The sequence below is a fragment of the Nocardia sp. CA-151230 genome, assembly GCF_050942175.1.
GTDB lineage: Bacteria > Actinomycetota > Actinomycetes > Mycobacteriales > Mycobacteriaceae > Nocardia.
Window position 1 is genome coordinate 4567846 of sequence record NZ_CP192061.1, and the last position, 12242, is coordinate 4580087.

Here is a 12242-nt window from a genome sequence, read left to right on the forward strand (position 1 = left end):
GAACACGCGCCATCGCGGAACAGACTGTACGCCGGGAGCGGACCCCCTCCTGGCCAATTGGACCAATCGTGTTCGGAACGTCCGAATTCGCTGTCTCGCCAGGACATCGATGGTGTCCTGATCTCACGCCCGGCAACGAACCGCACCCTTTGGTTCTCCAAATGCGTGGCGCGCCATAGCCGCCCGACGAGCAGGGGGTCGATGATGTCCAGAAACAATCCATGGTCGGTGCAGGCGATCATCGACCGCATCGAACATGAGAAGCGGCAACCCGCTGACGCAGAGCACGCCGACGCCGAGGTCGCCGCTGCCGGGTATGCGGTGCGTGGGCTGTGGTCGTGCGACGACGATCCCGGCACATTGACTGCCGGACAGGCGCATACCGCACTGCAGCTGCATCTCGGATGCGGGGTGGACAGCTGCTGGGCGCGGTGGCGGGCGCGGACCGCGCTGGTCGTGGCCGGGCGTATGGTGCTCGATCCGCGTGCGGCACGGGTGCCGTTCGGGCGCCACAGGGCGCTGTTCACCGTGCCGCGGATGGCGGTGTTCGGGTGTGGCGCGCTGTTTTTCGGAGGTCGTCGTGCCCTGCGATGACCCCGACCGGATCGAGATCCAAGTCATCCAGGACGTACTCGAGACCGTCGAAGCCCGGCTGTGCGAACGCGAACGTCGCGGGTGGCGGTTGACCGCGCCCCGTTCGCTCATCTACGCGGCCGTCCTGCACGCGGTCATCGTCAGCGCCCGTGCCTCCCACCGCATGCCCGCCACCCTCGACCACGCCGCGGTCCTCGATGCCATCTTCGACGGCACCGAACCGTCGGACCCCGGTGAACGCGGCCGCCCGGTCGAGGACGTGATCGAACGCCACACCGTGAACATGAACTGACCGCCTTCGCCGACGAGGCGGCTCTCGCGACGAGGCTGCCATCACGGTCGGCACCCGCTCCGGCGCCTCTCGCGTCGCGCACTCGAATTCCGGCGGCTTCGGTGGAACGTCGCATCGAGTTCGTGCCATCTGACCGTATCATCAACCGGCCCAAGGAAATGCGGACTTCAAGCCCGCACCGTGTAATGTCCGAGATCGGGTCGGATAGAACTCCGAGGGGAGAACGAATGAGAATGCGTGCCTTCGCCGGCACGGCCGTGGCCGCAGCAGCGATTTCGATGGTCGGTGTGGGTTCCGCCAATGCGGATGCGGTGAATCCGAACGACTACATGATCGGCGACACCGTCTACTTCAACACGGGTCCCGCGCAGTGCTCGATCAAGTCGGATGGCACCACGGGTTGTGACATCGCGTCCGGCATCGCCAAGTGGCTGAACATGATTCCGGTGACCGATCTCGCCATCGATGTGCCGTTCCTGCCCGCGCACCCGACCTTCGGCGTGTTCGGTCCGTACGGTCGTTCCGATGCCAACACCCTCCCACAGGGCAACGGATACGGCTCGACCATCAGCTACGCGGGCGCCACGTGCAGTGGCGGCGGGCGCGGCGCGATCCAGTGCAATTCGAAGGGGCACAGCTTCAACTTCGGCTGGTCCGGCACCACGACAACCTAGACCGGATTGCGCGGCATCCTGATCATTGGGCCATTTGCTCGGGTAACGCCGGCCAGAGCAGCCGCCTTTGGTTCTGGGCCAGCAGTATCGCGACTACGCACAGCGCGTGGAACCCACCGACTTCGTCAGTCGATTCTGCTCGGTCCGGCTATAGCGGACGTTCTGCACCGCACCAGGCTCCTGGCGCCGGCGCCCGCGCTGGCCGGTTCGGTCAGCGCAGGACGCGGCATTATGGGATGTTTGCGCCACAGAGAGTCACACCCAGGTGGTCGCGAACAAAACGGTCACGGCTGCTGTGAGAAGCAGGGTGATGTTGAGGGCGACTTTTCGATCTCCGCCGGTCCAGTGGACCGGGATCGCACCGAATTGCAGGAGTACGAACCCAACGGCCGCGATCGCAGCGAGCCAGGGCGCGACTCCGGTCAGGGGTGGGAGGATCAGCCCGAGCGCGCCGAGTACTTCGAGCACGCCGATGGCGCGGACGGCGGGTAGGGGTGTGCGGTCCACCCAGGCCATCATGGGCCGGAGTCGATCCCGGCTTCGGGTGATCTTCAGTGCGCCTGCATACAGGTAGAAGAGAGCGAGCAGGCCGGCGGCGATCCAGAATGCGATGTTCACAATTCCTCTCCAGTGGTGACATGAGGGACGGTGGCGAAAGCGCCTCGGTCCGCCGGGGATTCAGGTGAAGTCGGTGGCGGGCTCGGTGGCGTAGTGGCTCATCACGTCGATGTTCACCTGTGGTGTCAGTTCCCGGCCGTCGGCGATCATGTCCTGTAGGTCGCGGAAATACTGCACATACAGATCGGGTGTGAAGGTGCTGAGCATGACGGCCGGTTGGCCGGCGATGTTGGCAAAGGTGTGCGGGGCGCCGGGTGGGACCATCACCAGCGTGCCCGCTGTCGCGTCGTAGGCGGTGTCGCCGACGGTGAACCACACCGTGCCGGAGATGATGTAGAAGCCCTCGTCGTGCTGGGCGTGCCGGTGCTGCGGAGGTCCCGGAGTGTAGGGCGCCACGACGGATTCGGCGAGTCCGAGACGGTGGCCGGTATTGCTGCCGTCCTCGAGGATGCGAATTCGCGTGGCACCCAACATGATCACCTCACCCTCGCTGGGACGCACTATCGAAACCGTTGTGGCGGAGTTCGTTCGTCGCTGTGTACTTCGTCGGTCATATTTCGATTGCACCGCCGGGACACCGGAGGTGTCCAAGACCTGTTCCGCGATACCGATACCGGACGGGTATCGTGCCAGTGTGGAGCTACGTACGCTGCGTTACTTCGTAGCTGTCGCCGAGGAACGCCACTTCGGTCGCGCCGCCACTCGGCTGCACATGAGCCAACCGCCGCTGAGCCGCGCCATCCGGCAACTGGATGCGGAAGTCGGTGCCGCCCTTTTCGATCGGTCGCCCACCGGTGTCGGTCTCACCCCGCTCGGGGCGGTGCTACTCGAGGAGGCGCGTGCTCTGCTCGAGCAGGCCGACCGGGTCAGCGTGCGGGTGGCCGCCGCGGCCGGAAACGCGAACCTCACCATCGGCATCCTGGGTGACGCCACCGACCCCGGCATCACGAGACTGGCCGCCGCTTACCGCCACAGGCATCCCGAGGTCGACATCCGTATCCGCGACACCGACCTCACCGACCCCACCTGCGGGCTGAAGGCCGGACTGGTCGACGTCGCCGTGACCCGTGCACCGTTCAACGACACCGCCCTGACCGTCCGTGAACTGCGCGCCGACCCGGTCGGAGCCGTACTACGCGCCGACGACCCGCTGGCTCACCACGACCACCTGAAACTGACCGACTTGGCCGACCGTCGCTGGTTCCAGTTTCCCGTGGGCACCGACTCCCTCTGGCAGACCTACTGGAACGGTGGTGAACCGCGGGAGGGCCCGGTCGTGCGGGTCGTTCAAGAATGTGTGCAAGCCGTGCTGTGGAACGGCACCGTCGGCATAACTCCGCTCGGGCACAACGTGCCCGAGGGACTGGCCGCGGTCCCGCTGATCGATATGGCACCGAGCAGGGTGGTGGTGGTCTGGAACGAGGGCGACGCCAACCCGTTGATCCGATCGTTCGTGCAAACAGCAACGGCCGCATACCTCGATCCCCCATCTCGGCGGTGAACGCGACTCAGTCCACGAATTGACCAAGTCAGCACGTGACATCGAGATCGGGAGAGGTAGCCATCCTTCACGATGCCGCGGTCCCGGCGAACCGCCCGAGAAGAACGCGCGGGACGCGGCATGACAGTGCGTCGGTTGCTCACTTCCGAACGACCGAGCGCGTTCACTGGTGGACGGGACGCCGCTTCGGGCGGATAACGTTGCGACCGACCACAATCGCCGAGTTGCCGCACTGGAGAATGTCGGCATGTCCTTCCGTGGCGATCTCCCGTTCCGTGGCGAGATCATCTGGCTCACTATGGAACAAGGTGGTCGCTCATCGGGTCCACCGCCCACACCTGCTGATCAGGACTTGGCCGCAACAGCATTCGTGCCTCCGCATCCCGTGAAGGACGGCTTGGCATCGTTCGTCCTGCGCGTGGACGATCGCACGGCGTGGCGTTCACCCGCGAGCGCAGGATGGCTGGTCGTCGACAACAGCGGCGCCTACCGAATCCAGGTTGGTTCGGTTGTGGTCGTCACCGGTGGGTCACGCACGATCGCCTATTTCCACGTGAACGAAGTGCTCGGTCCTACCTGAAGCCCGGGTGGCTTCTCATTCCAGGTCGGCGAAGGTGTTCTCACCGGGACGCCACACACCCCAAGCTCTGTCGGGGAATCCGGCGAGCATCGCGATTTCGGGGCCCTCCAGTTCCTCGGGTGTCGGATGAATGGAGAGGGCACCGATCGCGAACCGCAGGACAAGCCCGGTGCCGACAGCTTCTTGGGTAGATACGACGGTCTGGCTGATCAAGGCACACAGCGTATCTCGATATCCGGGATCTCCCAGCGACCGAGTAATACCGTCGGCGTCGATGGTTGGCCAGACGTAGCAGGACAAGCGTGGACCGTCGAAGTCCAGTTGAAGGTAATCCCTGACGAATACCACCGAGGCAAGCTCGAGACCGATGAGCCGAGCGAGCAGCGAGTCTCCAACAGGATCCATTGGCCTTCCAGGCGGCGAGCTCTGCCGAGCGAGCTGAAGCGGTTGAACCAACGAACAATAGCCCCCTCTGGCTGTACCTGCTGTACCAGCGGTCGGGTGAGGGCGGTCCGCCAGATGCACGGAATTCGGCAGTAGCGGACGTTCTGCACCGCACGAGGTTCCGGCCGCCGGCGCCGCGCTGGCCGGTTCGGTCTGTCAACGGCACGCCAATTTTGGTTCTGGCCCCCTTTTCGTGATCTACCCGTCCGCATGTCGATTCCGGTGCGATCTCTCCTGACCTGGTAGTTCCGGGTGAAAGCCGACCCACCCTGTGACGAATTGTGAGGTGCTACAGGTCCGCTGCTTCTTACTCGGGATCTACGCCGAACGCAATATTCGGATCCGCGACGAATGCGACGGAATCGAGTATCGTTCGCGCATGTTCCCGACCTGGCGAATCGCCTCTGCCAAAGCGGCATTTCAGCGCTGGCCCCGGCGTGCCACCCTTGGGCTGGCGGGATGGATCGCAGTCCTCGGGTTTCCCGCAGCAGTCATCGGCGTCGCAGTCACGGCCGGATTACCTTCCGCCGCAAACGAACTCATCGTTGGTGTCTGGCTGCTGCTCGTGGTGGCCACCGTCCTCGTCGCGGGCTGGATCTGGGTGTGGCGCGTCAGCGAACTCGCCCACATGGAAACCAGTGCGCGCTACGATGTGCTGCGGGACATCGAGACCTCGCGGCTCACCCTGCGCCGACCGGTGCCGAAGGACGCAATCTCGCTCGAAGCCACGATCGACGATGCGATGCTCGCCAGCAACGGCTGGACAGAACGTAATGGCCGGGCACTGATCAAGGCTGTCGGCGGCGGCCACCCGACTCCGGGGCTTCTCGTGATCGAGTCGCGGTCAGATGCAACCGTGATCGGTGGCGCAACTGTGCACCCCACTGGCGACGAGACATCGTCGCGTTCCATCGGTTGGTGGATTGGCGCCAGTCACCGGGGAGCCGGTTATGCGAGCGAAGCGGTGGCTGCACTCGTCGACGCGATCCACCACGCCGGATACACCAGCGTCGAGATCGGCACGAACGAGTCGAATCTCGCGGTGCAGCGTATCTGCAACAAGATCGGCGCAACGGTAATGGACCGGCGACCGCAGCCCTTGCCGAACGGATCGACCGTCCCTGCAATTTGGTTTGAACATCGACGTGTGATCACAGAACCAACGTGAATCAGGTGCTCTCTCCCAAATGTGAATGGGCCGACTCCAGGCGACGAGAGCCCGCGGTGAGTCCGGCAGATCAGCTCTTAATACGGCCGCATCGAATATGCAGGGTTACCAGTACGACACCGGCGGGCCGCCGCGCCGGAGCGTCGCGGGACGGTCCAACCTCTGGCCAGCCCTGCTCGGTTGCAGTGCCGCAAAGCGTGTGGAACAGGATCACGTGCAAGACAGGGACTTCAGAACTTCAGACAGGCGCTAGCTGGCTGCCATGAGCGGACGCTCGCTATGGCGGCCGGGTCACGATTGGCCCGGGGCAGGAACGGGTCACCTTTGGGGATCTGGCACACTCGGCGATTGCCCCTCGTCGGGATGTATTGGGGCGCTTGATGGTCGGTCGGGTCGCTGGTGTTCTGATCTTGGAGTGCTGAGGGTCCTTTTTCCACACCTCGACGGGTTGGCGATCGGTACGGTTCGTGCTGTCGGCGCAACGGTGCACATCGATGCGGCCACGTGCGACGAGCCAGCGGCCTGTCCGAGCTGTACGGTGCCGTCCGGGCGTGTCCACAGCCGCTACCGGCGGCGGTTGTCCAACACATCGATCACCGGCAGAGAAGTCGTTATCGTGTTGCGGGTCCGGCGATTATTCTGCGACAGCTCCGGCTGCGGGAGACGGACTTTCGCCGAGCAAGTGCCCGAACTGGCCGCCCGCTACGGGTGGCGGACGGTTTGCTGCAACGGGTGTTGTGCGCGGTCGCCCTCGCCTTGGGAGGCCGGCCGGTGCCCGGTTGGGCCATCTCTTGGCGAGAGTCAGCCGCATGACCCTGCTGCGGCAGATCCGCGCGTTGCCCGATCCGCAGTTGATCACGCCCCGAGTGCTGGGCGTCGACGACTTCGCGCTGCGCCGCGGACACCGCTACGGAACGATCCGAAAGCCCGAAGTTCAGTGGAAGTGAAGGAATTTCAGCGGGAACTCAAGGGCCTGAGAGCTTCCGCACCAGCTTCCGGCCGCCGGCGGCTCACGCTGGCCCGTTCGGTCGCCGCGCCATGCGGCATTTGCGGATGTTGTCGGCTAGAGGCGTATCGCCATACGGACAAGGTCGGCGACGGCTTTGGATCTGCTGTGTGGTGGCCAGGCGATGACGGTCGTGACGGACGGTGCGTCCGGCACGGGCACGATGGCGTGATCGTCGCGTAGCTGGGCTCGGAGCGACTCGGGCATGAGCGCGCAGGCCCGTCCGAGCGTGATCAGCTGGGTCAACTGGGTATGGTCGCGAACCTGCGGGCCGGGGCCGTCGGGATAACTCCCATCCCGTCGAGGCCAGCGTGGCAGGGGCAGGTCCGTCAGGGCGTTGACCTCGGCCATCGACATGTGGGGTCGGTTGGCGAGGGGATGCCCCGCGGGCAGGACCGCGACCTGCTGTTCGGTGCGCAGATCCTCGGTGTCGAATCCGGCCGTCATGTCGTAGGGCCGGTGGAGCAGAGCAACGTCGGCACGCCCGTTGCGTAGCATGCCTTCCGGTTCGCCAGGCCCGCCGAGCATCACTTCGACTGCGACAGCGGAGGGGTCGGCGGCGTAGGCGTCCAGCAGCTTCGACAACAGTTCTCTGGACGCTCCTGCCTTGGCGGCCAGCACCACACCGGGCCGGTCGGCAGCGGCGCGGCGGGTGCGGCGCTCGGCGGCTTCGACCGCTTCGAGGGCGAGCCGGGCCTCCTGAAGAAGCACGGACCCGGCCTCGGTCAAAGTGATTGCGCGAGCAGTGCGGTGCAACAGAACGACTCCGAGCCGCCGTTCGAGCTGCTGGATCGCTCGCGACAGCGGTGGTTGCGCCATCGCAAGCCGTTGTGCCGCCCGCCCGAAGTGCAACTCCTCGGCGACGGCGACGAAGTATCGCATCTCCCGCGTCTCCACCAGGCCATGGTATCCGGCGATGACCACGACCAATACCCGTGCGGTATCGGCGCCCACCCGATCGGTCTTGGACGCTGCACCCGGAATCGCAGCAGGATCGGCGGTGTGAGTGAACAGACGATTGCGCTGGTGACCGGCGCGAACAAGGGAATCGGATACGAGATCGCCGCGGGCCTGGGCGCGCTCGGCTGGCGAATCGGTGTGGGCGCGCGTGATCGGCAACGCCGCGACACCGCGGTGGAGAAGCTGCGCGCGGCCGGGACCGATGCGTTCGGTGTGCCGCTTGACGTGACTGACGACGCAAGTGTGGCCGCGGCAGCCGAATTGATCGCCGACCATGGCGGAGGGCTCGATGTTCTGGTCAACAATGCCGCGATCACCGGCGGTATGCCGCAGACACCGACCACGGTCGATCCCGCGACCGTGCGAGCTGTCGTGGAAACCAATGTGATCGGGGTCATCCGGGTGACCAACGCGATGCTGCCGATGCTGCGCGCCTCGGCCTCACCGCGAATCGTCAACATCTCCAGCAGCGTCGGCTCGCTCGCCCTGCAAACCACACCCGGCATCGACATGGGCCCGGTTCCCGCCGCCTACTTGGCCTCGAAGACCTTCCTCAACGCCCTGACTGTCCAGTACGTCAAGGAACTGGGTGATACCAACATCTTGATCAACTCCGGCTGTCCCGGCTTCACCGCCACCGACCTCAACGGTTTCAGCGGCGACCGTACACCGCAACAGGGTGCGGCCATCGCGATTCGCCTCGCGACCCTGCCCGACGACGGCCCGACCGGAGGATTCTTCGACGACGCCGGAACGGTGCCCTGGTGACGGGCACACCGGTGGCCACCATTCCCGTTCTCGAAGTCAGCCGCGCGTCGCGCGTCGGAGGAGAAGCACGACGATGACAAAGGCAGTCAGATACGACGAGTTCGGCGGAATCGAGGTCTTGCGGGTCGACGAGATCGACCGCCCTGTGCCCGGGGACGAGCAAGTTCTCGTGCGGGTCAAAGCGGCAGGCATCAACCCCGGTGAGGCCGCCATCCGAACCGGCGCAATGGCTGACATCTTTCCCTCGACCTTTCCGTCCGGGCAGGGCAGCGATCTCGCCGGGGTTGTCGCGGAAGTCGGCGTCGAAGCCGACCGATTCTCGGTCGGCGACGAGGTGATCGGGTTCTCCGAGAAGCGGGCCGCCCAGGCCGAGTTGGTCCTGGTCGACGTCGACAACCTCACACCCAAACCGCGCAACGTCTCATGGGAGGCGGCGGGCGGCCTGTACGTCGCCGGCGTGACGGCATGGAGGGCAGTACATTCCGTGCAACTTGACAAGGGGGAGACCGTTGTCGTCTCCGCCGCAGCCGGAGGAGTCGGCTCGCTCGCCGTTCAGCTCGCGCGCCGTGCCGGAGCCACGGTCATCGGCCTGGCGAGCCAGCACAACCACGAGTGGCTGCAAAGCCACGGTGTGATCCCAGTCGTGTACGGTGACGGCGTCATCGACCGGATCAAGGCCGCTGCACCGAGCGGCATAGATGCCTTCATCGACACCCACGGCGGTGGGTACGTCGAACTGGCCCTTGCTCTTGGCGTCGCGGTCGAGCGGATCGATACCATCGCCGATTTCGCAGCAGCCGCGAAGTACGGAGTCATGACCGAACCCGGGACCAACGCTAGGCCGGGCGCCGAGGTACTCGCCGAACTGGCCGCCCTGATCGCCGAGGGACACCTCGAAGTCCCGATCGCCAACATCTACCCATTGACACACGTCCGCCAGGCCTATACCGAACTCGAACGCCGACACACCCACGGCAAAATCGTGCTCGAGCCCTAACCCGCACCAACACAATGCAGCCCGCTTCCAGCGGACCTGCTCAGCCGCAGGATCAATCCCGACAACACGGCCCGGTCGGCCACCCTGGGGATTGCTACAACCCTGGACGACACATCCGATATTCGGCAGTGGCCCGGATGTGTCGCCGGCCTCGGATCGGCACGGCCAGTTGATCTTCCGATGCCGGCGCTGGCCCGTTCGGTCAGCGCGCCATGCGGCTGATTTCAGAGCGTTCGGCCGGCGGGTTGCCGGGTGTGCGTTTGTTGTGCGACTGACTCATCTGGGCCGGGAATGGCCTGAACGTGCACTATCGCAACAGATTTGACAGGTTGATGCGATGTGGCATCGCGTGCACGTGACTGTGGTCGAGGGTTGGGGCCCCCGACCACAGAGGTCGCGGCGTGCCGAGTGCGGTGATCAGCCGAAGGAGCCGGTGCTGGGCTTGGGGGTCGGGGTCGGGGTCGGGACGTCTGCCACGGTGACCGCTTGGGTGGTGGTCGATCCGGCGACACCGGTGCGGCCGGAGAAGGTGGCTCCGATGTTGTACGTGCCCGCGGCCCCCGGGGTCCAGACGATCGATGCGGTGCCGTTCGCGGCGACGGGGATGTCACCGAGAACCTGGTCGCCCGCCTTGAACTGGATGGTGCCGCCCGCGGCCGCCGGCGACACGGTCGCCTGCAGGGTGACGGCCTTGTTGACCTGGGCGCCGCTCACCGCGGCGAGCGTGGTGGTCGACACGGCGTCGCTGGACACGGTGATGGTCGGGCCCTTGTCGGTGTAGTTGCCGGCGCCGAGGGAGCCGTTGTAGCTCATGGAGGTCGGCAGCGCGGTGTCGCGGGCGCAGTTGACGCCTACGGTGTACTGCACCTCGAAGGTCTGGGACTTCGGCGAGATGTTCGGGTACACAGGGTATTTGACGATGCTGAAGGAGGCGCTGACCGAGTCCGGGGCCGAGGTGTCGAGTGAGACCTGGTCGCCGCCCATCTTGCCCGAGCCCGCGACCGGGGTCAGGCAGGTGGGGTGCATGTCCTTGACCGAGTAGATGTACTCGACCGGGATGCCGGTCCGCTCGAACATGGTCGTGACGGTGATGGTTTCGCCGGCGATCGGGTTGGTGTCCGAGACCGTCCGGGTGAACTTGCTGTTCCCGTCGGTCCAGGTGACCGTTCCTGCTGCGGCCGAGGCCGTGCCGGGGATCGCCGCGACCGCGAAACCGGTCGCCACCGCGAACGCGGCCACCGAACCGGCCGTGCGCCGAATACTACTGTCCACCATCGTTTCTCCCACTTACGTCGGGTGCCCCTCGACGCGGTCGTCGAGGTGTTGCCGTACCCGAGTTGGGCAGCATTAGATCACGGTGAAATGGTCGGTGGACCAGTTTCTGAAATGATCGTGCGTCAGTTTGGGAATTCGACGGCCACGCGGGGCATGAGGGGATCAACGGACCGACTGTGCTCTCGGAGCGGTCCGAACGGCACCCACAACCAACCGCATGCGCAGTGAACTGCGGATCTCCGTCGGAATCGCGATCGATCGGCGGCGCTACCTCCATCGGGTAGCAGGCGAGGATGAATGAATGTTCATCATGCCTGAGCCAGGTCGACGCCGCCTTGCATGACGTGCCCGTCCAGTGGACTCCCTCCGATCCACGACGTCAGGACGAGCGCACGAAGCTAGGCAGTAGCGGATGTTCTGTACCGCACCAGGTTCCGGCCACCGGCGCCCGGCGCTGGCCGGTTCGGTCAGCGCGGTATGCGGCAATATCGGACGTCGCGAGATCGGCCGGTGGCCGGTGCCCACGGTGTTCCTGCAGTGCGTTCAGGTCGTCGATGTTCCTCCCTGGACCGGCAGGAAAAGGTGGCGCCGCCGCGCGTCAGGCCGACGGGCAGAGGTTGTTCAGGATCAGCTCGAGGGTGAACGCGAAGCGGTCGGGCCCGGTGCCGGAGGTCAGTTCGGCTGCATAGCGCCGGGTTTGGGGGAAGGTGTCGGCGGGCAGCGCGGTGAATCGGTGCAACAGCTCGTCGCGGCTGACGACCCACTCCTGATCTGGGTGTTTGCGCCGCTGGACCATTGACTGCTCCAGGGCGTAGGCGCTGACGTAGAGGGAGATCGCATCCAATGCCCATGCGGCGGTGCGGGGTTCGATTCCGCCCGCGAGCAGGATCGCGAACAGTCCCTCCCGGACCCGCAGAGCTTCGAGGTTGGTGGGGACCATGGCCATTGCGGCGCGCGAGATTCCGGGGTATTTCAGGTATTGGTCGCGGATCTGGGTGAACACGTCGAAGAGCTGACCGCGCCATTCGGCCGTATCCGGTTCGGGCAGCACGATTTCGGCGCTGAGCCTGCCGACCAGGAGATCGTCGAGGTCGTCCTTGTTGACGATGTGCGCATACAGCGATGAAGGCCCGGTGCCGAGCACCGCGGCGACCCGGCGGATGGTCAGCGCGTCGTACCCCTCGGCGCCGACGACCTCCAGCGCGGCATCGGTGATCCGGCCGACTGTGATGGGTTCCTTGCGCGGCGAGGACGCCGCGGTGTCGTCGGTGGATTGGGCGTGACGAGCCGCTCGGCGCTGTCGGGGAGCTGCGGGCATGTCGGCCACTATAGCTTGACACGAACTAAGTTCGCCAAGTAGAACAA

At 65.4% G+C, this 12242-nt stretch carries 15 protein-coding genes and 1 pseudogene; 10 read left to right on the forward strand and 6 right to left on the reverse strand.

Translation table 11 applies throughout. The features are described 5' to 3' along the window. Nucleotides 1-201 precede the first annotated feature (201 nt). The 3 genes from ACQP1O_RS21425 (at nt 202) to ACQP1O_RS21435 (ending at nt 1560) form a co-directional block, all read left to right on the forward strand. Nucleotides 202-594 carry a hypothetical protein gene (locus ACQP1O_RS21425; RefSeq protein WP_433567529.1) on the forward strand — a complete coding sequence of 131 codons (393 nt, stop codon included), beginning with the start codon at nt 202-204 and terminating at the stop codon, nt 592-594. Further along, entirely contained in the window at nt 581-886 is a 306-nt protein-coding gene (locus ACQP1O_RS21430) for a hypothetical protein (RefSeq protein WP_433567530.1), read from the forward strand. Before ACQP1O_RS21425 ends, ACQP1O_RS21430 begins: the two co-directional genes overlap by 14 nt. A gap of 227 nt (nt 887-1113) precedes the next feature. Then, the gene (locus ACQP1O_RS21435) at nt 1114-1560 is read left to right on the forward strand and encodes a hypothetical protein (RefSeq protein ID WP_433567531.1); all 447 of its coding nucleotides are present in this window, start codon (nt 1114-1116) and stop codon (nt 1558-1560) included. 255 nt (nt 1561-1815) lie between these two features. Here ACQP1O_RS21435 and ACQP1O_RS21440 read toward each other — a convergent pair whose 3' ends face one another. Both ACQP1O_RS21440 and ACQP1O_RS21445 read right to left on the reverse strand, forming a co-directional pair. Further along, nucleotides 1816-2178, reverse strand: coding sequence for a DoxX family protein (locus ACQP1O_RS21440; RefSeq protein ID WP_433567532.1), 363 nt, complete (start codon nt 2176-2178; stop codon nt 1816-1818). A gap of 60 nt (nt 2179-2238) precedes the next feature. Further along, nucleotides 2239-2652, reverse strand: coding sequence for a cupin domain-containing protein (locus ACQP1O_RS21445; protein WP_433567533.1), 414 nt, complete (start codon nt 2650-2652; stop codon nt 2239-2241). Between the two features lie 160 nt (nt 2653-2812). Between ACQP1O_RS21445 and ACQP1O_RS21450 the strand changes: the two genes are divergently transcribed. Continuing rightward, on the forward strand, nt 2813-3679 hold the full coding sequence (locus tag ACQP1O_RS21450) for a LysR substrate-binding domain-containing protein (RefSeq protein WP_433567534.1): 867 nt from the start codon (nt 2813-2815) through the stop codon (nt 3677-3679). A 247-nt stretch (nt 3680-3926) separates the two neighbouring features. After that, on the forward strand, nt 3927-4259 hold the full coding sequence (locus ACQP1O_RS21455) for a hypothetical protein (RefSeq protein WP_433567535.1): 333 nt from the start codon (nt 3927-3929) through the stop codon (nt 4257-4259). 15 nt (nt 4260-4274) lie between these two features. Here the strand turns inward: ACQP1O_RS21455 and ACQP1O_RS21460 are convergent, their stop codons facing one another. Beyond that, nucleotides 4275-4664, reverse strand: coding sequence for a hypothetical protein (locus ACQP1O_RS21460; protein ID WP_433567536.1), 390 nt, complete (start codon nt 4662-4664; stop codon nt 4275-4277). A 325-nt stretch (nt 4665-4989) separates the two neighbouring features. Between ACQP1O_RS21460 and ACQP1O_RS21465 the strand changes: the two genes are divergently transcribed. The 3 genes and pseudogenes from ACQP1O_RS21465 to ACQP1O_RS21475 all read left to right on the forward strand — a co-directional run bounded on the left by ACQP1O_RS21465 (nt 4990) and on the right by ACQP1O_RS21475 (nt 6818). Next, on the forward strand, nt 4990-5871 hold the full coding sequence (locus ACQP1O_RS21465; protein ID WP_433567537.1) for a GNAT family N-acetyltransferase: 882 nt from the start codon (nt 4990-4992) through the stop codon (nt 5869-5871). Between the two features lie 262 nt (nt 5872-6133). Further along, nucleotides 6134-6505, forward strand: a pseudogene (locus ACQP1O_RS21470) (transposase family protein); the annotation flags it as partial. A 175-nt stretch (nt 6506-6680) separates the two neighbouring features. Continuing rightward, nucleotides 6681-6818: a hypothetical protein gene (locus ACQP1O_RS21475; RefSeq protein ID WP_433568015.1), complete on the forward strand. Its 138-nt coding sequence runs from the start codon at nt 6681-6683 to the stop codon at nt 6816-6818. A 116-nt stretch (nt 6819-6934) separates the two neighbouring features. On the opposite strand, the gene ACQP1O_RS21480 is transcribed toward ACQP1O_RS21475, so the two are convergent. Then, nucleotides 6935-7831, reverse strand: coding sequence for a LysR family transcriptional regulator (locus tag ACQP1O_RS21480; protein ID WP_433560293.1), 897 nt, complete (start codon nt 7829-7831; stop codon nt 6935-6937). Nucleotides 7832-7879: 48 nt separating this feature from the next. Here ACQP1O_RS21480 and ACQP1O_RS21485 point away from each other — a divergent pair, with 48 nt between their 5' ends. Both ACQP1O_RS21485 and ACQP1O_RS21490 read left to right on the forward strand, forming a co-directional pair. Continuing rightward, complete coding sequence (locus ACQP1O_RS21485; RefSeq protein WP_433560294.1) at nt 7880-8605, forward strand: SDR family oxidoreductase; 726 nt, start codon at nt 7880-7882, stop codon at nt 8603-8605. 73 nt (nt 8606-8678) lie between these two features. After that, nucleotides 8679-9602: an NADP-dependent oxidoreductase gene (locus ACQP1O_RS21490; RefSeq protein ID WP_433560295.1), complete on the forward strand. Its 924-nt coding sequence runs from the start codon at nt 8679-8681 to the stop codon at nt 9600-9602. Between the two features lie 417 nt (nt 9603-10019). Here the strand turns inward: ACQP1O_RS21490 and ACQP1O_RS21495 are convergent, their stop codons facing one another. Next, on the reverse strand, nt 10020-10877 hold the full coding sequence (locus tag ACQP1O_RS21495; protein WP_433560296.1) for an Ig-like domain-containing protein: 858 nt from the start codon (nt 10875-10877) through the stop codon (nt 10020-10022). 598 nt (nt 10878-11475) lie between these two features. After that, on the reverse strand, nt 11476-12195 hold the full coding sequence (locus tag ACQP1O_RS21500) for a TetR/AcrR family transcriptional regulator (protein WP_433560297.1): 720 nt from the start codon (nt 12193-12195) through the stop codon (nt 11476-11478). Between the last annotated feature and the right edge of the window lie 47 nt (nt 12196-12242).